Source organism: Candidatus Symbiopectobacterium sp. NZEC135, from assembly GCF_025962695.1.
Map to the genome: position 1 here is coordinate 1 of NZ_JAGFPF010001185.1, position 668 is coordinate 668.

The following is a 668-nucleotide window of genomic DNA, read 5'->3' on the forward strand; positions in this document are numbered from 1 at the left end:
CAGCAAGCCCATCAGGTAGGTTTCTACGTTCTCGCGCAGCGATATCTTCATAGTAGACTCCGGTTTTGGTGCTGGCTCCACGCCGTGGCGCTGATGCTGACCACAATAATGATACCGGTGATCAAGGTCTGCCAATAGGAAGAGACCCCCAGCAAATTCAGCCCATTCTGCAACACCGCCAGCAGGATCACCCCGAGCACGGTGCCAATCAGCGTGCCGCGTCCGCCCACCAGGCTAGTACCGCCCAGCACCACCGCAGCCAGCACCGTCAGTTCGTAGCCCAGCAGCGAGTCCGGTGCCACGGTGCGCACCGTCCAGGATTGCACCACGCCCGCCACGCCGGACATCAGTCCCATATAGCCATAAACGAAGCATTGCAGCAGCAATACGCTAAAGCCAAGGCGACTGGCCGATTCACGGTTTCCACCCAAGGCGTAAATCTTGCGCCCAACGGTGGTGAAATTCATGATAAACGCAGTCAACGCCAGCACCGCGAACATGGTGAGCATGGGCAAGCCCAGTCCGTAGTCGTAGCCGTCAGCGTCGGTGTACTTGAACAGCATAAAGCCTGATTCAAACCACGCGGGAAAGTCGTACAACCACACCCCTTTGCTAAACCACAGCAGCAGACCGTAAAAGATGTTCAGAGTGGAGATGGTGATGATGAT

1 protein-coding gene is annotated in these 668 nt (G+C 56.7%); it reads right to left on the reverse strand.

Annotated features, from left to right (window positions below):
* Positions 1-47 precede the first annotated feature (47 nt).
* Positions 48-668 (reverse strand): ABC transporter permease (locus tag J5224_RS33240; protein ID WP_264629159.1); only part of this gene is annotated, 621 nt, incomplete at its 5' end.